Source organism: Nesterenkonia sp. HG001, assembly GCF_034438835.1.
Classification (GTDB): Bacteria; Actinomycetota; Actinomycetes; order Actinomycetales; family Micrococcaceae; genus Nesterenkonia; species Nesterenkonia xinjiangensis.
In genome coordinates, this window is sequence record NZ_JAOSZD010000002.1 from 73526 (window position 1) to 96061 (window position 22536).

Here is a 22536-nt window from a genome sequence, read left to right on the forward strand (position 1 = left end):
ACTCGGATCACAAAATGACCGGTTTAGTCACCATTAGTCAAGCCTGTGCTCACGCATTCCCGCGGGCGAATCACCTTCGGGCCGGCCCGTAGATGAACCGGTTGACCATCGACGGAGCCGACCTGAGCGCCAGTTCCGGGGTGTCTGCATCGTCTCCGTCCGCCAGGATCAGTAGCATCATCCAGAAGACCGATGACGACAAGGACGGTGACGTGATGATGGTGACCAGGACGACGCGTGCACTGCTGGGCGCGATGGGGGTCGGCGCCCTGGTGCTGACCTCCTGCGCCGTGGCGGAGGACTCGGAAGGTGAGGTCGACGAGACTCCCGCGGCCCAGGACGAAGGCGGCCAGGACGAGGACACCCAGGACGAGGACGGCCAGACCGAGGACGGCCAGACCGAGGACGACGCCGAGGAGCCGGAGGACGGCGAGGATGATGCCCCGGTCGATGAGCACCTCGACGGCGAGCTCAGCGGGGATCGTGTGGATCCGGATGCCTTCGAGGTGCCGCTGGACGAGCAGAGTCAGGCCACGGGTGCCCGCGCCTGGCAGTTCGAGACCCCCAGCGGCCGGCACATGTGCAGCCTGGGACGCTCCGGCGAGGCTGCGACCCCGGCGGTCGTGTGCTCTATGGCGTTCGATGAGGACGCGGAGCCCGAGCCTGACGACCAGGGGCGTGATCGGCACCCCACGCTGCTGGAGACCGAGGCCGGGCTCTTCGGCTATGACGGTCCGGTGTACCCGGAGTTCGAGTCCTCCGAGGTGCCGACCCTGGACTACGGTGAGGTCCTCGAGGTCGAGGGCATCTCCTGCACCGTCGACGAGGAGGCGATCACCTGCGTCGCCGGTGACCATTGGATGCAGGTCTCCCGCGGGGGCTACGAGTTCTCCAGCGACGATGAGGCCCAGGAAGCTGAAGAGGCTGAGGAGGCCGACGCGGCTGACGTGTGAGCCGAGGTGAGGGCGACGTCAGAGCGTAGACCGCGGAGCCACACGGCTGTCAGGGCCTCCGGGATGGCCTATATCCGCGTGCCGGGCTTGGGGCGCAGTCCGGCGCCGACCAGTGCGAGGCCGGCCACGGCGCAGACCGCGAGGGCGACCAGCAGCGGGTCGAAGACCACGCCCAGCACGAGGCTCGCCAGACACCAGAGGGCGAGCATCAGGCAGATCGCGCCGACGATGAACTGCCCGACCCTCATCCGTCCGCCGGTCCGCCGAGACCGGTGTGAGGCTGGAGCAGCCACACCGGCTCCTGGGGAGGCGGAGGTCGAGGTGCTGTTCCGCTCCATCTCGGCCCGCTCGTACCATCGGGGGCGGCGTTCCGGCTCCCTCCAGGCGAACTCCTGCTCGCTCTGCGCCTTCAGCGAGTCCGCCAGCAGGGCGTCCACATCCTCGGGCTCCGGGGGCGGGGCCGCAGGACGGGTGGGCGAGCCTGCCGAGGCGCCCGTGGGGGAGGGGGCGGCGGAGGGAGTGTGCTGATCGCGCTCCCGGGGTCCGGTGGTCATCGGGGGGATCCTTCCAAAGTGGTCGGGGCGGTGCCGGGGACCGGGTAGCCGGCGAGGTCGACGGAGTCCTGACCGGCCCCCTCGAGGTCGCCGCCCTCGGATGCCGGGGCGCCGACGGACTCCTCGGCGTAGGTCGTGGCGTCATAGATGGTGACCCGGTTGAAGGCGGTGTTGGCCGTCAGTCGGATCTGCAGGTCCGCATCGGCGTCGCCGACGGTGTGTTCGGTGAGGTCCATCCCTCGGGCGCTGCGCTGCTCGTCCTGGGTGTGGATGTCCAGGCGGCCGAGCGCCTGTCGGGACTCCACGGTCAGGGCCGCGTCGTCGGGGATCACCACTGTGACCCGGGCGAACGCGCTGTTGAGCTCCGCATGGACGACCTCGGTCTGGCCGGGTTCTCCGACGGTCAGGTGGCGCAGGTCCATGGTGGAGTTGGCGAACGCCGAGTTCATCGACTCGTCTTGGCTGGTGTACTGTCCGAACGCCACGTTGGAGCCGTGGAGAGTGGGGGTGCTGCCTGGGTTCTGGTGCAGGAAGAAGGTGGCCAGCATGGCCAGCGTGGTTACGGTCAGCAGGAATCCGCGGCCGCGCCTGCCGCGCAGGGCCGCCACCATGTGCAGCAGCGCCAGCACGGAGACCAGGCCCACCAGGCCGACCAGCAGCGCCGACGTGCCGGGGATGCCCAGCACCGCCACTGCCAGCAGGACGCCGGAGGCCGCGGCTAGCAGCAGCCCGAAGGAGACCATGCGTCGGCGCCTGGCCTCCTCCCGCTGCGCGAGGGTCGGCATCACTGCAGTGGATCGGCAGGAGCCGGTGTCGTCCTGAGCGTCAGGAGAGGTGGCGGGGCGAGTGCTCTCCGAGTCTGCAGACTCCTTGGGATACCAGGCCGGGCGGCCGTCATCACGGACGGATGACGAGCTCCCGGCCGGTGCTTTTCCCTGGGCGGGCTCCTCTCGCCCTGCGTGCTGCGTGCGGGCCTCCCGGCGAGCGTCGTGCCGCGCCTGACGGGCCTCCCGACGGGCTTCGTGCCGGGCGTCGCGAGCGGCCTGACGGTGCTGCTGACGGGCGTCGTCGTCCTTGGGCCGCTGTGACTCTCCGGCCCCGGGCGCGTCGCCGGTGCGCCGCTGATGACCGCGGACCAGGGCCACCACGATCCACACCACCACGCCGATCACCAGCAGGTTTACCAGGATGGCGAACGGTCCGGCGATGCTCAGCGGGGTGAAGACGTTCAGCGCGCCCACCACGGCCAGCGTGGCGCCGCCGAAGAGGCCGGCGGTGAAGTCGCCGCGCAGCGCCTGCTGCACAGGGATCCGGCCCTCGCGGTCCGGGACCAGGATCCAGGCCAGCCCGTAGAGCAGGATCGTCGGGGAGAAGAAGAGCACGACGGCGACGACGCCCAGACCGCGCACCAGGGCGGCGTCCCAGCGGAGCTTCTCCGCCAGCAGGGCCATCACGCCGCCGATCCACCCGGTGTCCGGGCGGTGGAGGCCGGTGGAACGGATCCAGTCGAAAAACTGGTGGCCGGCCTCAGGCCGGGGGCCGGGAGCGTCCGGCCGTGGCCGGGCCTCCTCATCACGGGGAGTGGTCGAGTCATCCATGGCTCCAGCTTCCTCCTCTAGGCCGGGTGCGCGCTATGGGGGTTCACCCTGATTCGACCCTGATCCTTCCCTCAGAAGCCCGGAATTCCGGGCAGCACCGGCGATCAGGGCAGGCGGGCGTGGCAGGATGGAGCCATGGTGACCGAGACGGAGCGACCCCCTCTGCGCAGGGGTGTGGGAACTCCGGTGGCGGGGGTCTGCCTGGGAGTCTCCCGGCACCTTGGGGTCTCTCTGCCGGTGGTGCGCGCCGTGATGATCGGTCTGGCCATCGCTGGCGGTGTGGGGATCCTGCTCTACTGCTGGCTATGGATCTTCGTGCCGTCCGAGCAGGAGCCCGAGGCTTCGGCCGGAGTGCGTGGCCTGTCGGGGCCGGCGGTCGAAGGCGGCGGCGGGGATCCGAGCGAGGGCTCCGGTGAGCCGACGTCCTCTGCCGGGGAGGACCCAGGGGCGCGGATCCGGCGGATTCTCGACAGCCTCACCAGCTCCCCAGAGGTGCTGCTCGGCGGGCTGCTGCTCGGTGCGGCCGCGCTGTTGGCCCTCTCCCTGGCGGGGGTGCCGCTGAACTGGCGGCTCTTCGGACCACCCGCGGTGCTCGTGGTCGGAGTCCTGCTGGCCTGGTCCCAGGTGGACAAGACCGGCCGCGGCGGGACCGACCATGGCACGCTGGGGCAGATCGTCGGCGGGGCCGGTCTGGTGGTGGTGGCGCTGCTGGTCATAGCCGGTGGGATCCTGCCCGGTGGAGACCTGCTGCTGGGCCTGATCGTGGCGATGATGCTGCTGGCCGGTATCGCCCTGGTGATCGCCCCCTGGCTCATCCGGCTCTACCGCACCGCCAGCACGGAGCGCACGCGCGCGGCCGCAGAGGCGGAGCGCGCCGACATCGCGGCCCACCTGCACGACTCCGTGCTGCAGACCCTGGCGATGATCCAGAAGCAGCGCCAGGATCCGGCGGCGGTGGAGCGCCTGGCGCGCAGCCAAGAGCGACAGCTGCGCGGCTGGCTGTACCGTCAGCAGGAACACGAGTCCGGCACTCTGAAGGATCGGCTCAGCGCCACGGCGGCGGAGCTGGAGGAGATGCACGACGGCACGGTGGAGGTCGTCGCCGTCGGCGAGTCCAGGCGTCAGGACCATCGGGCGCTCGTGGGTGCCGCCCGCGAGGCCATCGTCAATTCGCTCAAGCATGCCGGCCCGGCGTCGGTGTATGTGGAGTCCGATGCCACCCAGGATGCGGTGTTCGTCCGCGACCGGGGCCCAGGGTTCGAACTCGACGGCATCGAGGAGGATCGGCTGGGCGTGCGCGAGTCCATCATCGGCAGGATGCGCCGGGCCGGCGGCGAGGCGCGCATCCGCTCGAACGGTCGGGGCACCGAGGTGCAGCTGTTCATGCCTGTGGATGCCGCCGGCGAGGAGGAGAACGGTCATGAGTGAGCAGGCAGCCGCGTCCGCCGGGCAGACCCGCAACAGGGTGGTGATCGTCGATGACCACGCGATCTTCCGTTCCGGTCTCCGTGCGGAGCTGGACGGGCGGGTCGCCGTCGTCGGGGAGGCCCATGACGTCGACTCCGCGATCCTCGCGGTCCGTGAGCACCGGCCGGAGGTGGTGCTGCTGGACGTGCACCTGCCCGGAGGCACCGGAGGCGGGGGAGCGGAGGTGGTCAGGGCCTGCCGGGACCTGCTCGAAGAGGTCCAGTTCCTGGCGATCAGCGTCTCCGACCAGGCCGAGGACGTGGTCTCGGTGATCCGCGCCGGGGCCCGAGGCTATGTCACCAAGACCATCAGCTCAGATGAACTGGTGGACGCGGTCGGAGTGGTCTCCACAGGAGACGCCGTGTTCTCCCCACGGCTCGCTGGATTCGTGCTGGACGCGTTCGGGACGTCCTCGGCGGCCCAGGACGTCCGAGACGAAGAGCTGGACCTGCTCTCCGCCCGTGAGGTGGAGGTGATGCGGCTGATCGCCCGCGGCTACACGTATCGGGAGATCGCCTCGGACCTGTTCATCTCGGTCAAGACGGTGGAGTCCCACGTCTCGAAGGTGCTGCGGAAGCTGCAGCTCTCCTCCCGGCACGAGCTGACCCGTTGGGCGGAGCAGCGCCGGATCGTCTAGCCGCCGGGGTTCGGTCCGGCCTCAGGGCGGTGGTCGGCTCAGCAGCTGGTGGGGTTCGTCCCGGCGTCTGATCCGCTCACCCCTGCTGCGTCATGGCGATCAGCTGCGCGACCTTCTCGCGGTCCAGGCCGGCCCCGGCGAAGCCGCTGATCCTGCCCAGGGGGAAGGACTCGAGCATCCTCAGCAGCCCCTCTGCGCTGAACACGTCGTCCTCGCCGACTTGCACGGCCTGCTGCAGCGAGTCATGGATGAGCGGGCCGGTCACCGGGTGTGTGAGCGCGTCGCCGAGGGTGGACTCCGTGCTGAGCGGGACGGCGACCTCGTCGCCGGACACCTCCACGGTGGTCTCCTGGCGCAGGTCACGGGAGGAGGCGCCGACGGCGACGACGTGCTCCCCGCCCTCGACCACCCAGTCGTCCAGCCGGACATCCCAGTGGGCGAGGTCCTCCCGTGCCACGGTCAGCTCCACCGTGTGTGACTCTCCGGCGTCCAGCGCCACCGCGGCGAAGGCCTTGAGCTCTCTCGGGGCGCGGGCCACCGCAGAGCCGGGACGGCCCACGTAGGCCTGCACGATCTCCCGCCCGGGGCGGTCGCCGGTGTTGGTGACGGTGACCTGCAGGTGCAGGCCCGCGTCGTCGGAGCTCACCTGCAGAGCGGAGTGCGCGAAGCTGGTGTAGCTCAGCCCGTGCCCGAAGGGGAAGGCCACCTCCAGCTGGCGGGCGTCGTACCAGCGGTAGCCCACGAAGATGCCCTCGCCGTAGCGGACGTGCCCGTGCTCGCCGGGGAAGTCCAGATAGGCGGGGGAGTCTGCCAGCCGCACCGGGATGGTCTCGGTGAGTCGGCCGGAGGGGTTCGCGGTGCCGTAGAGCAGGTCTGCTGTGGCGGAGCCGCCGGCCTGTCCGAGCAGCCAGCCCTCCAGGATCGCGGGGACCTCCTCGGCGAAGGGCAGGGCCACCACACCGCCGTGGGAGAGCACCACGACAGTGCGCGGGTTGGCCTCCAGTACGGCGTCGACCAGGGCCAGCTGCTCGGCGGGCAGGTCGATGTGCTCCCGGTCGAAGCCCTCGGATTCCGCGGCGGCGGGGAGGCCGAGGAAGATGACGGCGACGTCGGCGTCCCGGGCGGCCTGCACGGCCTCGGCGCGCAGCTCCGCGTCCTGGGCCCCTGCAGTCTCCTCGACTCCCTCGAGGCGGAAGCCGGGGGAGAATCGCACCTCGCCCGAGGAGGCTTCGGTGAGGGCCGTCAGGGCGTCGTCCACGCGGGTGGGGCTGATCTGGGAGCTGCCGGCGCCCTGATAGCGCGGGGTGCGGGCGAACTCGCCGATCACGGCCACCGAGTTCCGGGGATTCAGCGGGAGCAGCGCGTCGTCGTTCTTCAACAGCACGGCCGAGCGAGCAGCCGCCTCACGGGCCAGGCCGTGGTGAACCTCCGGGTCCCAGGCCTCGACCTCGGTCTCGGCGCCGCGCAGGGACTTCTGCACCAGCTCGACTACGCGGGCCGCACAGGCGTTGAGCGTGTCCTCGGCGAGTTCGCCAGCTCCCACGGCGGAGAGCACCCGCTCCTGGCTGACACCGCCGTTGGTGGGCATCTCCAGGTCCAGTCCGGCGCGCAGGGCCGCGGGCCGGTCCGCGACGCCGAACCAGTCCGAGACGACGAGTCCTTCGAAGCCCCACTGGTCACGGAGCACCTCGGTGAGCAGCCAGGGGTCCTGGGAGGCGTAGGTGCCGTTGATCTTGTTGTACGAGCTCATGATCGTCCACGGCTGGGTGGCCTTGACGGCGCGTTCGAAGCCGCGCAGGTAGATCTCGCGCAGCGGTCGGGGGTCGATGTCGCTGGAGGTCCGCATGCGGTCGTGCTCCTGGTTGTTCGCAGCGAAGTGCTTCAGCGAGGCGCCGACGCCACGGGACTGGATGCCCCGGGTGACGGCGGCGGCGAGCTCGCCGGAGACCAGTGGGTCCTCGGAGAAGTACTCGAAGTTGCGGCCGCACAGCGGGGAGCGCTTGATGTTCATCCCCGGTCCGAGCACCACGCTGACGTCCTCGGCGCGAGCCTCCAGGCCGATGGCGGCGCCCACGCGCTCAGCCAGCTCGGTGTCGAAGGAGGAGCCCAGGGCGACAGCGGGAGGGAAGCAGGTGGCCGGCACGCTGTTCTCCAGGCCGAGGTGGTCGGCCGCACCGGCCTGCTTGCGCAGCCCGTGGGGGCCGTCGGTGACCATGATCGCCGGTATGCCGGCCTCGTCCACGGCTGCCGTGGTCCAGAAAGTGGCGCCCACGACGAGGTCGGCCTTCTGCTCGAGCGTGAGGCCGGCGACGACGTCGGCGGCTGTGCCCGCGCGCAGGTCTGTGGGGGTCGAGCTGGTGGTCATGGGGGGATCTCCTGGTGTGCCGGTCAGGGGTGGCCTGCGGGGGACGGGTCGGGGCGGAGGAACGCTCATGTGCTCTCGCTCACCATGAAAACTGTACGACACTCGGTTTTCGTGGTGCAAGGATCAGCGGGCGACCCCTAGACTCACCGGCATGGGAAGACGAGGGGCCTATGCCAAAGGGCTGGCCAGGCGTCGCGAGATCCTGCGCATGGCTCTGGAGGTGATCGCGCGCAGCGGATACTCCAGCGCCTCGGTGCGCGAGCTCGCCGAGGCGGTCGGGCTGAGTCAGGCCGGGCTGCTGCACCACTTCGGCACCAAGGAGGAGCTGTTCATCGAGGTGCTCCGCACTCGTGACGAAGTCGACGCCGGCCGGTCCGCGGAGGACGAGGGCGGGCCCGGCGGGCTCAGCGCGGATCGGTTCGTGGAGATCATCGAGCACAACGCGCAGGTGCCGGGCCTGGTGCATCTCTACACGCGGCTGCAGGCCGAGGCGGCCGATGCTTCGCATGCCGCTCATGAGTACTTCCGGGAGCGTCAGGGTCGCGTCCGTGCGGAGCTGTCACGGGCGGTGCGCGCGGAGCAGGACGCCGGACGGATGCGTGTCGACCTTGATCCGGAGGTCACTGCGCGGACGCTCATGGCGCTCGCCGACGGGCTGCAGGCGCAGTGGCTCTATGATCCTCAAGTGGACATGGCGGGCATGATCGTCCGGCATCTGGAGGCACTGAGGCCCTGAGTCTCCGTGGCGTGGCGCGGATCATGCGGGACGGCGATGCCGATGCTAGACTCGTCGCTCGGAATCAGCCCCGCCGGTCCGGCGTCGGGCGTCCTGACTGATCATCGCTGGCGTGTGTGACCTCCGCGACGCGATGCGGCGTTGCGCGTCTGCACACTCGTCGTTTATGCTGTACTTTTGCGCCTCCCCTCTATGCGCGTGCCTTCAAATAGCGGTGGGCATCTGCATCGTCTCCTCCTCACGACTGAACCGTCTGACGTCTGCTTCGGTGTCGGATCGGACAGACCCGTCCGCGTCCGCGGGGACGGGGAGGCGTGCCAAGGAAGCTACGAAGGTCTGTGGAAGGATCCCTCTTGGTCGCCTCGAGCACCTCAATTCAAACCGCTGCCTCGGCCCGGACCGCTGAATACGCCGGCCGACTCTCATTCGCAAAGATTCACGAGCCTCTCGATGTTCCGGAGCTGCTGGCTCTGCAGATCGATTCCTTCGACCGCCTGGTGGGCAACGAGCGCTGGGCCGCTCGCGTGGAGGACGCCCGCCAGAAGGGCATCAAGGGTGTCTCCGACACCTCCGGGCTGGCTGACATCTTCGAGGAGATGTCACCGATCGAGGACTTCCAGGGCACCATGTCCCTGAGCTTCTCGGAGCCGGAGTTCGCCGACCCCAAGATGCCGACCGCCGAGTGCAAGGAGCGCGACACCACCTACGCGGCTCCGCTGTACGTCAAGGCGGAGTTCATGAACCACAACACCGGCGAGATCAAGCAGCAGACGGTGTTCATGGGCGACTTCCCGCTGATGACCGATCGCGGCACCTTCGTCATCAACGGGACCGAGCGCGTCGTGGTCTCGCAGCTGGTCCGCTCCCCGGGCGCCTACTTCGAGCGCACGCCGGACAAGACGAGCGACAAGGACATCTACACCGCGAAGGTCATCCCGTCCCGCGGTGCCTGGTTCGAGCTGGAGATCGACAAGCGCGACCAGGTCGGCGTGCGTCTGGACCGCAAGCGCAAGCAGCCGGTGACCGCGCTGCTGAAGGCGCTGGGCTGGACCGAGTCCCGCATCATCGAGGAGTTCGGCGACTTCGACTCCATCCGCGCCACCCTGGAGAAGGACGCGTTCGAGACCCAGGACGACGCCCTGCTGGACATCTACCGCAAGCTGCGTCCGGGAGAGCCGCCGACAGTGGAGGCCGCCGAGGGGCTGCTGAAGGGCCTGTACTTCACCCCGAAGCGCTATGACCTCGCCAAGGTGGGCCGCTACAAGCTCAACCGCAAGCTGGGTGTGGACAAGGACTTCACCGACTCCGACGCCTCGGTCCTCACCGAGGAGGACATCGTCGCGATGATCCACTACCTGTGTGCGCTGCACGCGGGCCGGGAGTCCATCAAGGGCCTGCGCGACGGTGAGGAGGTCGCGCTGCCGGTCACGGTCGACGACATCGACCACTTCGGCAACCGCCGCATCCGTGCGGTGGGCGAGCTCATCGAGAACCAGGTCCGCACCGGCCTGTCCCGCATGGAGCGTGTGGTCCGCGAGCGGATGACCACTCAGGACGTCGAGGCCATCACGCCGCAGACGCTGATCAACATCCGTCCGGTCGTGGCCTCCATCAAGGAGTTCTTCGGCACCTCGCAGCTGTCGCAGTTCATGGACCAGAACAACCCGCTGGCCGGACTGACGCACAAGCGTCGGCTCTCCGCGCTGGGCCCGGGCGGTCTGTCCCGTGACCGCGCCGGCATGGAGGTCCGAGACGTCCACCCGTCGCACTACGGCCGCATGTGCCCGATCGAGACCCCTGAAGGTCCGAACATCGGTCTGATCGGCTCGCTGGCGACCTATGGCCGGATCAACAGCTTCGGCTTCATCGAGACCCCGTACCGCAGGGTCGTCGACGGCAAGGTCACCGCAGAGGTCGACTACCTGACCGCTGATGACGAGCTGGTCGCACAGATCGCCCAGGCCAACGCGCCGCTGACCGAGGACGGCTCCTTCGCTGAGGAGCATGTCCTCTGCCGTCAGCGCGGCGGCGCCGGTGAGCCCGTGCTGGTCGGCTCCGAGGACATCGACTACATGGACGTCTCCCCGCGCCAGATGGTGTCGGTGGCGACGGCGCTGATCCCGTTCCTCGAGCACGACGACGCGAACCGTGCGCTCATGGGCGCGAACATGCAGCGTCAGGCTGTGCCGCTGCTGGAGTCCGAGTCCCCCGTGGTCGGCACCGGCATGGAGAAGTACGCCGCCATCGACGCCGGAGACTCGGTCACCGCCGAGCAGGCCGGCGTGGTCACGAAGGTGGCCGCGGACCTGGTCTCCGTCATGAACGACGACGGTTCCATCACGCACTACCCGATCATGAAGTTCGAGCGCTCGAACCAGGGCAACACCTACAACCAGCGGGTTCGGGTCACCGAAGGTGATCGCGTGGAGCGTCAGTCGCTCATCGCGGACGGCCCCTCGACCGAGTTCGGCGAGATCGCGCTCGGCAAGAACCTGCTGGTCGCCTTCATGTCCTGGGAGGGTCACAACTTCGAGGACGCGATCATCCTGTCCCAGCGCATGGTGCAGGACGACGTGCTCACCTCGATCCACATCGAGGAGCACGAGGTCGACGCCCGTGACACCAAGCTGGGCGCGGAGGAGATCACCCGGGACATTCCGAACGTCTCCGACGAGATGCTCGCCCAGCTGGACGAGCGCGGCATCATCCACATCGGTGCCGAGGTCGAGTCCGGGGACATCCTGGTCGGCCGCGTCACCCCGAAGGGTGAGACCGAGCTGACTCCGGAGGAGCGTCTGCTGCGCGCCATCTTCGGCGAGAAGTCCCGCGAAGTCCGTGACACCTCTCTGAAGGTGCCTCACGGCGAGTCAGGCACCGTGATCGGGGTCCGCATCTTCGACGCCGAAGACGGCGACGAGCTGCCCCCGGGCGTGAACCAGCTGGTGCGCGTGTACGTGGCCCAGAAGCGCAAGATCACCGACGGTGACAAGCTCGCCGGACGCCACGGCAACAAGGGTGTGATCTCCAAGATCCTCCCGGTCGAGGACATGCCGTTCCTGGCGGACGGCACCCCGGTCGACGTCGTGCTGAACCCGATGGGTGTGCCCGGCCGTATGAACATCGGTCAGGTCATGGAGCTGCACCTGGGATGGGCGGCGAAGCAGGGCTGGACGATCGAGGGCGAGCCGGACTGGTTGAAGAACCTGCCGAACCTGCCCCGTGAGACCGGCCCCACCAAGGTCGCGACCCCGGTGTTCGACGGTGCCGAGGCCGAGGAGCTCACCGGCATCCTCGCCTCCACCAACGTCACCCGCGACGGTGAGCGTCTGGTCGGCTCCGACGGCAAGGCCCTGCTGTTCGACGGTCGCTCCGGCGAGCCGTTCCCGGACGGCATCTCGGTCGGCTACATGTACATCCTGAAGCTGCACCACCTCGTCGACGACAAGATCCACGCGCGTTCGACGGGTCCGTACTCGATGATCACCCAGCAGCCGCTGGGTGGTAAGGCGCAGTTCGGCGGTCAGCGGTTCGGTGAGATGGAGGTCTGGGCCCTGGAGGCGTACGGCTCGGCCTACACGCTGCAGGAGCTGCTGACGATCAAGTCCGATGACATCCACGGCCGAGTGAAGGTCTACGAGGCCATCGTCAAGGGCGAGAACATCCCGGAGCCTGGCGTTCCGGAGTCGTTCAAGGTCCTGATCAAGGAGATGCAGTCGCTCTGCCTCAACGTGGAGGTCCTCTCCGCGGACGGCAGCGCGATCGAGATGCGTGACGCGGAGGAATCCGGGTTCAGCGCCGCCGAGGAGCTGGGTATCGACCTCTCCCGTGCGGAGCCCAGCTCGGTCGAAGAGGTCTGAACCTCATCCGCGCTGTCGCCGTCGGGTGACCGACGGCGACAGCAGCAGTCATCTCGTCACGAATCTTGAGAGAGAAAAGAGAGATACAGGACTATGTCCAACGAATCCTCATTCGGCACCATGCGCATCGCGCTGGCCACCGGCGATGACATCCGCAGCTGGTCCCACGGTGAGGTCAAGAAGCCGGAGACCATCAACTACCGAACCCTGAAGCCGGAGAAGGACGGGCTCTTCTGTGAGAAGATCTTCGGTCCCTCCCGCGACTGGGAGTGCTACTGCGGCAAGTACAAGCGCGTGCGCTTCAAGGGGATCATCTGTGAGCGCTGCGGCGTCGAGGTGACCCGTGCCAAGGTCCGCCGTGACCGCATGGGCCACATCCAGCTGGCCGCCCCGGTGACCCACATCTGGTACTTCAAGGGTGTGCCGTCCCGCCTGGGCTACCTGCTGGACCTGGCGCCGAAGGACCTCGAGAAGGTCATCTACTTCGCTGCCTACATGATCACCACCGTGGACGCCGACCGCCGTCATGACGACCTGCCTAACCTGCAGGCCGAGTACGACCAGGAGATCAAGCACCTGGCCGATCAGCGCGACTCCGACATCGCCGCCGTCGCGAAGGACCTCGAGGACGACCTCGAGCGTCTGGAGGGCGAGGGTGCCAAGGCCGCTGAGAAGAAGAAGGCCCGCGACGGCGCCGACAAGCAGATGGCTCAGATCCGGAAGCGCGCCGACGCCCAGATCGAGCAGCTCGAGAAGGTCTGGGACCGCTTCAAGAACCTCAAGGTCTCCGATCTCGAAGGCGATGAGGCGCTGTTCCGCGAGCTGCGTGCCCGTTACGGCCAGTACTTCGAGGGCTTCATGGGGGCCGAGGCGATCCAGCGTCGCCTGGAGACCTTCGACATGGAGGCCGAGGCCGAGAAGCTGCGTGAGACCATCAGCACCGGCAAGGGACAGCGGAAGACCCGCGCCCTGAAGCGTCTGAAGGTCCTCAACGCGTTCCTGGGCACCGGCAACACCCCGCGCGGCATGGTGCTCGACGCCGTGCCGGTGATCCCGCCGGAGATCCGCCCGATGGTCCAGCTGGACGGCGGCCGCTTCGCGACCTCCGACCTCAACGACCTGTACCGTCGCGTGATCAACCGCAACAACCGCCTGAAGCGTCTGCTGGATCTCGGTGCCCCCGAGATCATCGTCAACAACGAGAAGCGCATGCTCCAGGAGGCTGTGGACTCGCTGTTCGACAACGGCCGTCGCGGGCGTCCGGTCACCGGGCCGGGCAACCGTCCGCTGAAGTCACTGTCCGACATGCTCAAGGGCAAGCAGGGCCGCTTCCGTCAGAACCTGCTCGGCAAGCGTGTGGACTACTCGGGCCGTTCGGTCATCGTGGTGGGCCCGCAGCTGCAGCTGCACGAGTGCGGTCTGCCCAAGCAGATGGCTCTGGAGCTGTTCAAGCCGTTCGTGATGAAGCGCCTGGTGGACCTCAACCACGCCCAGAACATCAAGTCCGCGAAGCGGATGGTGGAGCGCCAGCGCTCCCAGGTGTGGGACGTTCTCGAGGAGATCATCACCGAGCACCCCGTGCTGCTGAACCGTGCTCCCACGCTGCACCGTCTGGGCATCCAGGCCTTCGAGCCACAGCTGGTCGAGGGCAAGGCCCTGCAGCTGCACCCGCTGGTCTGTGCCGCGTTCAACGCGGACTTCGACGGTGACCAGATGGCAGTGCACCTGCCGCTGAGCCCGGAGGCGCAGGCTGAGGCCCGCATCCTGATGCTGTCCTCGAACAACATCCTGAAGCCTTCGGACGGCCGTCCGGTGGCCCTGCCCTCGCAGGACATGATCATCGGCCTGCACCACCTGACCACCGTCCGCGAGGACGAGGCCGGTGCCGGACGGGCGTTCGCGTCCCTGGGCGAGGCGCAGATGGCCCTGGACCTCAAGGAGCTGCATCTCAACGCTCCGGTGAAGATCACGGTGGAGGGCTTCGTCCCCTCGGCCGAGGTCCCCGCACCTGAGGGCTGGGAGGAGGGCCAGCCGGCCACCATCGGGACCACTCTGGGCAAGGTGCTCTTCAACGAGCTCCTCCCGGCGGACTACCCGTGGCAGGACACTGTGGCGGACAAGGGTCAGCTCTCTTCGCTGATCAACGATCTCGCTGAGCGGTACCCGACCGTCACCACGGCGCGGACCCTGGACAACCTCAAGGACGCCGGCTTCTACTGGTCGACGCGTTCCGGCGTCACCGTGGCCATCTCGGACATCACCTCCGACATGGACAAGCAGTCCATCATGGACGCCTACGAGGATCAGGCCGCGAAGGTCCAGTCGCAGCATGACATGGGTCTGATCGGTGACGACGAGCGTCACGCCGAGCTGGTGGAGATCTGGTCCAAGGCGACCGACGAGGTCGCCGCCGCGATGAAGAGCGGCATGGACTCGCTGAACAACATCAACCGGATGGTGACCTCAGGTGCTCGAGGCAACTGGCTGCAGGTCCGGCAGATCGCCGGCATCCGTGGTCTGGTGACCAACCCGCGTGGTGACATCATCCCGCGTCCGATCAAGTCCTCGTACCGCGAAGGCCTCTCGGTCCTCGAGTACTTCATCGCGACCCACGGTGCCCGCAAGGGTCTGGCCGACACGGCGCTGAAGACGGCGAACTCGGGCTACCTGACCCGTCGTCTGGTGGACGTGTCGCAGGACGTCATCGTCCGCGAGGAGGACTGCGGCACCTCGCGCGGCCTCACGGTGCCGATCGCGCTGCCCGATGAGAACGGGGAGCTGCGGCTGCACGAGGCCGTCGAGAACTCCGCCTATGCACGGACTCTGGCAGTCGACGTCGCGGACACCGAGGGCTCGGTGCTGGCCGAGGCCGGCACCGACATCGGCGATGTGCTCATCGGGAAGCTGTTCGAGGCGGGCATCACGGAGATCAAGGTCCGCTCCGTGCTGACCTGTGAGTCGGCGGTGGGCACCTGCTCGCTCTGCTACGGCCGCTCGCTGGCCACCGGCAAGACGGTGGACATCGGTGAGGCCGTGGGCATCATCGCGGCCCAGTCGATCGGTGAGCCTGGCACGCAGCTGACGATGCGTACCTTCCACACCGGTGGTATCGCGTCCGCAGATGACATCACCCAGGGCCTGCCCCGAATCCAGGAGCTCTTCGAGGCCCGTACGCCCAAGGGTGTCGCACCGATCGCGGAGACTGCCGGGCGGGTCAGCATCGAGGACGCCGAGAAGCAGCTGCGTCTGGTGCTGACCCCGGACGACGGCACGGAGGAGCAGGCCTATCCGGTGCTGCGCCGTGCGCGTCTGCTGGTGGAGGACGGGGAACGTGTCGAGGTCGGCCAGCAGCTGGTGGCCGGCGCGGTGGACCCCAAGCAGGTGCTTCGTGTGCTCGGCCCGCGGGCTGCGCAGAAGTTCCTGGTCTCCGAGGTGCAGGACGTCTACCAGTCACAGGGTGTGGGCATCCACGACAAGCACGTGGAGGTCATCGTCCGGCAGATGCTGCGCCGCATCACCGTCATCGAGTCCGGCGGCACCGCGCTGCTGCCCGGTGAGCTGACCGACCGGTTCCGCTTCCAGCGGGAGAACCGGAAGGCCGTCGCCGAGGGTCAGCAGCCGGCCTCCGGTCGTGACGAGCTGATGGGCATCACGAAGGCGTCGCTGGCCACGGACTCGTGGCTGTCGGCGGCATCCTTCCAGGAGACCACCCGTGTCCTGACCCAGGCGGCGATGGAGGGCAAGTCTGACCCGCTGCTGGGCCTGAAGGAGAACGTGATCATCGGTAAGCTCATCCCGGCCGGCACCGGTCTGGACCGCTACACGCAGTCCTCGGTGGAGCCCACGGAGGAAGCCAAGGCGAACCTGTTCACCGGGCCGAGCCTCTACGGCTCCAGCTTCGACTACGCCGGTGCGGAGGGCGAGGGCGAGTTCCACGCCATCCCGCTGGATGACTACAACACCGAGGTCGACTTCCGCTGACCTGCGGCGGCTGACGGTTCCGACGCCTGGAGCCTGAAGCAGTGAGACGAGAGCCCGGATCCCATGGGGGTCCGGGCTCTCGTGCGTCCCGGGCGGACCTGCGAGGGCAGGTCCGGGAGGAGGGAGATCGCCGTCAGGGATTGTCCTCGGTGATCCTTCCTGCGATCATGGCTTCACAAAAGCAAATATCTGGAGCGGTGACCGGAGGGGATGACCATGGAGGCATGGGTGCAGCGGCTGCGCTGGATCGCTGGAGCGATGCTGGCGGCACTTCTGCTGGCGGGCTGCGCGGACGGCGGTGATGAGCACGGCATGGTCGACCACGAGTCAGGTGACCACGAGTCAGGTGACCACGAGGCGGGGGACCGCGCGGGCGTGGAGGGCGCAGCGCCGGCGGCGCCGGGTGAGAATGGACCCCCGGCTGATGTCGACGTCGAGGGTCGGGAGGTCGTCACCACCGCCTCTGCCCTGGTGGAGGTCCGCGAGGTCCGTGAGGCCGTCGACGACGTGATCGCCCAGGTCGAAGGCCAGGGAGGGCACGTGGAGTCTCGCCGGGAGCAGGTCGACGACGACGGTCGCCTCGGCAGTGCCACGCTGACACTGCGGATCCCGGCCCAGCATCTGTGGCAGGTCCTCGAGGATCTCGCCGAGCTGGGGGATGTGCAGGACCTCAGTGAGCGCGCCCAGGATGTCACGGGCACCGCGCGGGACCTGGATGCCCGTATCGAGGCGCTGGAGACCTCGGTGGAGCGCCTGCTGGAGATCATGGAGCAGGCCACCACCAGTGAGGACCTGCTCCAAGCGGAGTCGAGCCTCAGTGAGCGTCAGGCCTCGCTGGAGGCGCTGGTCGCCCAGCGGCAAGGGCTCAGCGATCAGGTGGAGATGTCCACCCTGCAGCTCGAGTTCCTCGACGGCCGTGCTGCGGTGGTGCGCGCCGAGGGGTTCCTCGGAGGGCTGCAGTCGGGCTGGGCCGGCCTCGTGGCCGCGGCCGACGGTGTGCTGGTGGTCATCGGGGCGATGCTTCCCTGGCTGCCGGTGCTGATCATCGTGGCAGTGGTCGTGCGCTGGTTGGTGCGCCGGCGCCGCGCGCGTCGTCGCTCACGTGCTCAGGAGGTTCCGGGGGAGATTCCGGAAGAGGTCATGGATGAAGCGCGGGAGGGTGGCAGCGGCGGATCGCACGAGAGATGAGGGTCTGGCCATGAGAGCTCGTCATGACGTGCGTGAGCGCCGGGGTTTTGCGGGAGCAACTCCGGTGCTATGATTTGCAAAAGTGAATCCAGTCAGGGATTCCTGCGGATCGTCGGTCGAGCAGAGGGGGAGCGGAGCATCATGTGGGACGTGAAAAGGACGGCTGTGGTGGGGCGGGGCCTCGCCGTCATGGCGGTGCTGACCCTGCTCACCGGCTGCGTGTCGACCGGGCAGCAGGAGGAGCGGCCCGCCGAGCGGCAGGACGCCACGCAGGATGTGGGAGGGTCCGCTGGACAGGGCGTCGAGGGCGAGCCGGAGGCCCGTCCGCAGGAGGGTGGGGGTGGGGAGTCGGGTGGTGATGACGTCCACGACGGCGTCGACGGCGAGGGGGGAGGCGCCGAGGAGGCGGAGCTGCTGGTCGCCGACGTGGGCGACCCGATCGATATCGAAGGCTGTGAGCCCGGGGAGGGGCGGACGGTCACGATGCTCGAGGATGTGGTCGTCGAGGAGGTCGAACATGACCCGGTGCCGTCCCAGACCCTCAACGTCGACGGTCAGGAGGTTGAGATTCCCGGGGCCCCCGGCGTGCTGATCCCGGAGCGTGTGGGGCAGGCCGGCTGTCTCGTGGCGCACACGGCTCCCGGCGCATGCCTGCCCCGGGTCGAACTCTCCGCCGCCTATGTCCCCGCGGTCACGCTGCCGGAGCGCGTGCTTCCTGAGGTGCGGCTGCCCGACGGCACCGTGCTGGAGGAGGTCGTGCAGCCGGCCGTCGAGATGCCGGCCGTCGAGATCGAGGGCGTCGTCGCCGAGGAGGTCTGCCAGGCCGACGAGGACGACCTCGAGCCCGGGGACCACGTCTGGGCCGCCTATCGGTGGTCGGAGCATCGGTGGTCGGAGCACCAGTGGGCCGAGACCCAGTGGTCAGAGACGCGTTGGGGAAGCTCCGGCGACGGCTGGAGCTCCCCGACGATGACGCTGCCGACCGTCACCGCTGAGACCCTGAGTATCCCCACGGTCTCGATCCCCACCGAGAAGCTCGAGACCTATCGGCTCGATGACGCCGAGCACACCGAGCGCACCGAGGGTGAGGAGCAGGTCTCCTACATCACCGAGGGCGATGTGCTCTTCGATCCGGACGACCATGAGGTCCGCGCCGGCGCCGAGGCTGATCTGGAGGCCATCGCCTCGGAGATCGCAGACCGCAACGACGACTACGTGGTCCGTGTGGAGGGGCACACCGACGACGTCGCCACCGTCGACCATGAGGACAATCAGCAGCTCTCGGAGCTGCGGGCCGAGTCGGTGGTGGACTGGCTGACCGATCACGGCGGTATGGATTCGGACCTGGTGTCCGCGCAGGGCTTCGGCGAGGACGTGCCCCGGGCGGACAATGGGACCGAGGGTGGCCGGGCGGAGAACCGACGCGTGGTGATCACCGTCGAGCCTGCGGATCGCGGCGAGGACGACGTGGATCACGAGGTCGGCGAGGAAGGCGAGGAGGACGTGGGTGAGGGTTGATCGCCTGGGGTGCCGGCCGGGCGGGGCGCAGCCTCCTGGGCTGCCCCGTTTAGCCACTTCGTGCGGCAGCTGGTATCGTTGCCTTGATTGTTTCTGTGTGGCAGAGGGACTTGGTCCGGGTTGCGGGGAGGTTGCGCAACGAATGCCACATATTTGCACGCCCAGGGGCCTTTCCCGCGGATCGTGTCAGAACCGATCGTACGCGGGATCTTCAGCATCCCTCAGCTCGACCGGTCTGCGGTGAGTCCGCGGAGCGTCAAGCCCAAAACCACGTATGGAGAACGCATAGTGCCTACTATTCAGCAGCTGGTGCGCAAGGGGCGCACTCCCAAGGTTGCCAAGAACAAGACCCCTGCCCTGCAGGGAAGCCCGATGCGTCGCGGTGTCTGCACCCGTGTGTACACCACGACCCCGAAGAAGCCGAACTCTGCACTCCGGAAGGTCGCCCGTGTGCGCCTGAACGGCGGCGTCGAGGTCACCGCCTACATCCCTGGTGAGGGGCACAACCTGCAGGAGCACTCGATCGTGCTCGTGCGCGGCGGTCGTGTGAAGGACCTCCCCGGTGTCCGCTACAAGATCGTCCGCGGCGCCCTCGACACCCAGGGTGTCAAGGGCCGCGGCCAGGCCCGCAGCCGCTACGGCGCGAAGAAGGAGAAGAAGTAATGCCTCGTAAGGGTCCCGCTCCCAAGCGCCCTCTCGTCCAGGACCCCGTCCACGGCTCCCCGCTGGTCACCCAGCTGATCAACAAGGTGCTCGTCGACGGCAAGAAGTCCACCGCGGAGCGCATCGTCTACGGCGCTCTCGAGGGCGTCAACAAGAAGTCCGGCGAGGATGCCGTGGGCGTCCTCAAGAAGGCCATGGACAACGTCCGTCCGGCACTGGAGGTCCGCTCCCGCCGCGTCGGCGGCGCCACCTACCAGGTGCCGGTGGAGGTCAAGCCGGGCCGTGCCACCGCGCTGGCGCTGCGCTGGCTGGTCGGCTATGCCAAGGATCGTCGCGAGAAGACGATGACCGAGCGTCTCATGAACGAGATCCTCGACGCCTCCAACGGCCTCGGTGCCGCAGTGAAGCGCCGTGAGGACACGCACAAGATGGCAGAGTCCAACAAGGCCTTCGCCCACTACCGCTGGTGAGCGCCTGCCTGCGCGACGTATCCCGTCCGCGTCCGGTCATGAGATCGTCCTGCGGGACGAGGCTTCACCGGCGTGGGCGGCCCGCGTAGGCTGATCGGAGTCGGAAGCCCCGCTGACGGCTCCGCCTTTTTGAGAGAGATCTGCTTATCGAGAGATCTGAGAGGACAAGGGGATCCACCGTGGCACAAGACGTGCTCACTGACCTGAAGAAGGTCCGCAACATCGGCATCATGGCGCACATCGATGCCGGTAAGACCACCACGACCGAACGCATCCTGTTCTACACCGGCATGAACCACAAGATCGGTGAGACTCACGACGGCGCGTCCACGACGGACTGGATGGAGCAGGAGAAAGAGCGCGGCATCACGATCACCTCCGCCGCGGTGACCTGTTTCTGGGGCGACAACCAGATCAACATCATCGACACCCCCGGCCACGTGGACTTCACCGTCGAGGTGGAGCGTGCCCTGCGTGTGCTCGATGGCGCCGTCGCCGTCTTCGACGGCAAGGAGGGCGTCGAGCCGCAGTCCGAGACCGTCTGGCGCCAGGCCGACAAGTACAACGTGCCGCGCATCTGCTTCGTCAACAAGATGGACAAGCTCGGCGCAGACTTCTACTTCACCGTCGACACCATCAAGTCTCGCCTCGGCGCGACTCCGCTGGTGATGCAGCTGCCGATCGGCTCCGAGAGCGACTTCGTCGGCGTCGTCGACCTGCTGCAGATGAAGGCTCTGGTCTGGCCCGGCGATGCCAAGGGTGACGTCACCATGGGTGCCGAGTACGAGACCCACGAGATCCCCGAGGACCTCCAGGAGCGCGCTGAGCAGTACCGCAGCGAGCTCATCGAGCAGGTCGCCGAGGCCGACGACGAGCTGATGACCAAGTATCTCGACGGTGAAGAGATCTCCATCGACGAGCTCAAGGAAGGCATCCGCAAGCTCACCGTGGCCGGCGCCGCCTACCCGGTGTTCTGCGGCTCCGCGTTCAAGAACCGCGGTGTGCAGCCTATGCTCGACGCCGTCATCGACTACCTGCCCACTCCGGCAGACGTCGAGGCGATGGAGGGGCACAAGCCGAACAACGAGGACGTGGTCCTGACGCGCCGTCCGCGCAAGGACGAGCCGTTCTCCGCTCTGGCCTTCAAGATCGCGGCGCACCCGTTCTTCGGGCAGCTCACGTTCATCCGCGTCTACTCGGGCAAGCTGGCCGCCGGCGCTCAGATCGTGAACTCCACGAAGGGCAAGAAGGAGCGCATCGGCAAGCTCTTCCAGATGCACGCGAACAAGGAGAACCCGGTCGAGGAGATCCAGGCCGGGCACATCTACGCGGTCATCGGGCTCAAGGACACCACCACCGGCGACACGCTCTGCGACCCGAACGATCAGATCGTGCTCGAGTCGATGACCTTCCCGGAGCCGGTGATCTCCGTGGCCATCGAGCCGAAGTCGAAGGGTGACCAGGAGAAGCTCTCCACGGCCATCCAGAAGCTGGCCGCCGAGGACCCGACCTTCACCGTGAACCAGAACGACGAGACCGGCCAGACCGAGATCGGTGGAATGGGCGAGCTCCACCTGGACATCCTGGTGGACCGTATGAAGCGCGAGTTCAAGGTCGAGGCCAACGTGGGCAAGCCCCAGGTGGCTTACCGCGAGACCATCAAGAAGCGTGTGGAGAAGGTCGACTACACCCACAAGAAGCAGACCGGTGGTTCGGGTCAGTTCGCCAAGGTGCTCGTCAACTTCGAGCCGCTGGACACCTCGGAGGGCGAGCTCTACGAGTTCGCCAACCTGGTCACCGGTGGTCGCATCCCGCGCGAGTACATCCCGTCCGTGGATGCAGGCATCCAGGACGCGATGGGCCTCGGCATCCTCGCCGGCTACCCGATGGTCGGTGTCAAGGCGGAGCTGGTGGACGGCGCCTACCACGACGTCGACTCCTCGGAGATGGCGTTCAAGCTCGCCGGCTCCCAGGTCTTCAAGGAAGGTGCACGCCGCGCCAACCCGGTGCTGCTCGAGCCGATGATGGCCGTCGAGGTCCGTACTCCCGAGGAGTACATGGGCGACGTCATCGGCGACCTGAACTCCCGCCGCGGTCAGATCCAGTCCATGGACGACGCGGCGGGCGTGAAGGTCATCAAGGCACTGGTGCCGCTGTCCGAGATGTTCGGCTACATCGGCGAGCTGCGCTCACGCACCCAGGGCCGTGCCGTCTTCACCATGTCCTTCGACTCCTACGCAGAGGTGCCGAAGGCCGTGTCCGAGGAGATCATCGAGAAGAACCGCGGCGAGTGAGGTGACCCCTCGCTCGTGAAGCTCACCGCCCGTGAACCCGGCGGCCGTCCAGGCCGCCGGGGGATCGGGCCGGGGGCGGGACGAGCTCCGGATTCGTCCCGCCGTCGCAGCGGCCTCACGGGAGCAGGCCAGCCCGGCCCGTCAGGCATCCGGAGAATTTCACCAAATACGATGCGCCCCAGTAGACTTGCGAGAGTTTCAGCCTCGTTCCATGTGCGGCTGATAGCAAGTCTTCTGACCTTAACAAGTTCTATA

At 67.8% G+C, this 22536-nt stretch carries 14 protein-coding genes; 11 read left to right on the plus strand and 3 right to left on the minus strand.

Annotation, left to right across the window (positions count from 1 at the left end; genetic code table 11):
- Positions 1–215 precede the first annotated feature (215 nt).
- Positions 216–953, plus strand: coding sequence for a hypothetical protein (locus tag ODE13_RS03020; protein WP_322477940.1), 738 nt, complete (start codon positions 216–218; stop codon positions 951–953).
- Between the two features lie 68 nt (positions 954–1021).
- Here the strand turns inward: ODE13_RS03020 and ODE13_RS03025 are convergent, their stop codons facing one another.
- Complete coding sequence (locus tag ODE13_RS03025) at positions 1022–1507, minus strand: phage holin family protein (RefSeq protein ID WP_322477941.1); 486 nt, start codon at positions 1505–1507, stop codon at positions 1022–1024.
- Complete coding sequence (locus ODE13_RS03030) at positions 1504–3105, minus strand: PspC domain-containing protein (protein WP_322477942.1); 1602 nt, start codon at positions 3103–3105, stop codon at positions 1504–1506. Before ODE13_RS03030 ends, ODE13_RS03025 begins: the two co-directional genes overlap by 4 nt.
- 135 nt (positions 3106–3240) lie before the next feature.
- On the opposite strand from ODE13_RS03030, the gene ODE13_RS03035 reads away from it, so the two are divergent.
- Both ODE13_RS03035 and ODE13_RS03040 read left to right on the plus strand, forming a co-directional pair.
- Positions 3241–4533, plus strand: a complete 1293-nt coding sequence (locus tag ODE13_RS03035; RefSeq protein ID WP_322477943.1) for a PspC domain-containing protein — start codon at positions 3241–3243, stop codon at positions 4531–4533.
- The gene (locus ODE13_RS03040; RefSeq protein ID WP_322477944.1) at positions 4526–5209 is read left to right on the plus strand and encodes a response regulator transcription factor; all 684 of its coding nucleotides are present in this window, start codon (positions 4526–4528) and stop codon (positions 5207–5209) included. The genes ODE13_RS03035 and ODE13_RS03040 overlap by 8 nt, the downstream gene beginning before the upstream one ends.
- Positions 5210–5285: 76 nt before the next feature.
- Here the strand turns inward: ODE13_RS03040 and ODE13_RS03045 are convergent, their stop codons facing one another.
- Positions 5286–7574, minus strand: coding sequence for a glycoside hydrolase family 3 C-terminal domain-containing protein (locus ODE13_RS03045; RefSeq protein WP_322477945.1), 2289 nt, complete (start codon positions 7572–7574; stop codon positions 5286–5288).
- Positions 7575–7725: 151 nt separating this feature from the next.
- On the opposite strand from ODE13_RS03045, the gene ODE13_RS03050 reads away from it, so the two are divergent.
- From ODE13_RS03050 to fusA, 8 genes are all read left to right on the plus strand, one after another.
- Positions 7726–8310 carry a TetR/AcrR family transcriptional regulator gene (locus tag ODE13_RS03050; RefSeq protein ID WP_322477946.1) on the plus strand — a complete coding sequence of 195 codons (585 nt, stop codon included), beginning with the start codon at positions 7726–7728 and terminating at the stop codon, positions 8308–8310.
- A 353-nt stretch (positions 8311–8663) separates the two neighbouring features.
- Positions 8664–12167, plus strand: coding sequence for a DNA-directed RNA polymerase subunit beta (locus ODE13_RS03055; protein WP_416210531.1), 3504 nt, complete (start codon positions 8664–8666; stop codon positions 12165–12167).
- A gap of 93 nt (positions 12168–12260) precedes the next feature.
- Complete coding sequence (locus ODE13_RS03060; RefSeq protein WP_179540898.1) at positions 12261–16148, plus strand: DNA-directed RNA polymerase subunit beta'; 3888 nt, start codon at positions 12261–12263, stop codon at positions 16146–16148.
- A 216-nt stretch (positions 16149–16364) separates the two neighbouring features.
- Positions 16365–17336: a DUF4349 domain-containing protein gene (locus ODE13_RS03065; RefSeq protein ID WP_322477947.1), complete on the plus strand. Its 972-nt coding sequence runs from the start codon at positions 16365–16367 to the stop codon at positions 17334–17336.
- Positions 17337–17486: 150 nt separating this feature from the next.
- Positions 17487–18854, plus strand: a complete 1368-nt coding sequence (locus ODE13_RS03070) for an OmpA family protein (RefSeq protein ID WP_322477948.1) — start codon at positions 17487–17489, stop codon at positions 18852–18854.
- Positions 18855–19142: 288 nt separating this feature from the next.
- The gene (gene rpsL, locus ODE13_RS03075) at positions 19143–19517 is read left to right on the plus strand and encodes a 30S ribosomal protein S12 (RefSeq protein WP_070161800.1); all 375 of its coding nucleotides are present in this window, start codon (positions 19143–19145) and stop codon (positions 19515–19517) included.
- Complete coding sequence (gene rpsG / locus ODE13_RS03080; protein WP_179540895.1) at positions 19517–19987, plus strand: 30S ribosomal protein S7; 471 nt, start codon at positions 19517–19519, stop codon at positions 19985–19987. The genes rpsL and rpsG overlap by 1 nt, the downstream gene beginning before the upstream one ends.
- Before the next feature lie 179 nt (positions 19988–20166).
- Positions 20167–22281, plus strand: coding sequence for an elongation factor G (gene fusA, locus ODE13_RS03085; protein WP_179540894.1), 2115 nt, complete (start codon positions 20167–20169; stop codon positions 22279–22281).
- Positions 22282–22536: the final 255 nt, after the last annotated feature.

What these genes read in the sequence shown, in the direction of transcription:
- ODE13_RS03035 (WP_322477943.1), top strand. Translation starts at nt 3,241, where the DNA reads ATGGTGACCGAGACGGAGCGACCCCCTCTGCGCAGGGGTGTGGGAACT.
- ODE13_RS03050 (WP_322477946.1), top strand. Translation starts at nt 7,726, where the DNA reads ATGGGAAGACGAGGGGCCTATGCCAAAGGGCTGGCCAGGCGTCGCGAG.
- ODE13_RS03025 (WP_322477941.1), bottom strand. Translation starts at nt 1,507, where the DNA reads ATGACCACCGGACCCCGGGAGCGCGATCAGCACACTCCCTCCGCCGCC.
- ODE13_RS03060 (WP_179540898.1), top strand. Translation starts at nt 12,261, where the DNA reads ATGTCCAACGAATCCTCATTCGGCACCATGCGCATCGCGCTGGCCACC.
- rpsG (WP_179540895.1), top strand. Translation starts at nt 19,517, where the DNA reads ATGCCTCGTAAGGGTCCCGCTCCCAAGCGCCCTCTCGTCCAGGACCCC.
- ODE13_RS03065 (WP_322477947.1), top strand. Translation starts at nt 16,365, where the DNA reads ATGGAGGCATGGGTGCAGCGGCTGCGCTGGATCGCTGGAGCGATGCTG.
- ODE13_RS03040 (WP_322477944.1), top strand. Translation starts at nt 4,526, where the DNA reads ATGAGTGAGCAGGCAGCCGCGTCCGCCGGGCAGACCCGCAACAGGGTG.
- ODE13_RS03020 (WP_322477940.1), top strand. Translation starts at nt 216, where the DNA reads ATGATGGTGACCAGGACGACGCGTGCACTGCTGGGCGCGATGGGGGTC.
- ODE13_RS03030 (WP_322477942.1), bottom strand. Translation starts at nt 3,105, where the DNA reads ATGGATGACTCGACCACTCCCCGTGATGAGGAGGCCCGGCCACGGCCG.
- ODE13_RS03045 (WP_322477945.1), bottom strand. Translation starts at nt 7,574, where the DNA reads ATGACCACCAGCTCGACCCCCACAGACCTGCGCGCGGGCACAGCCGCC.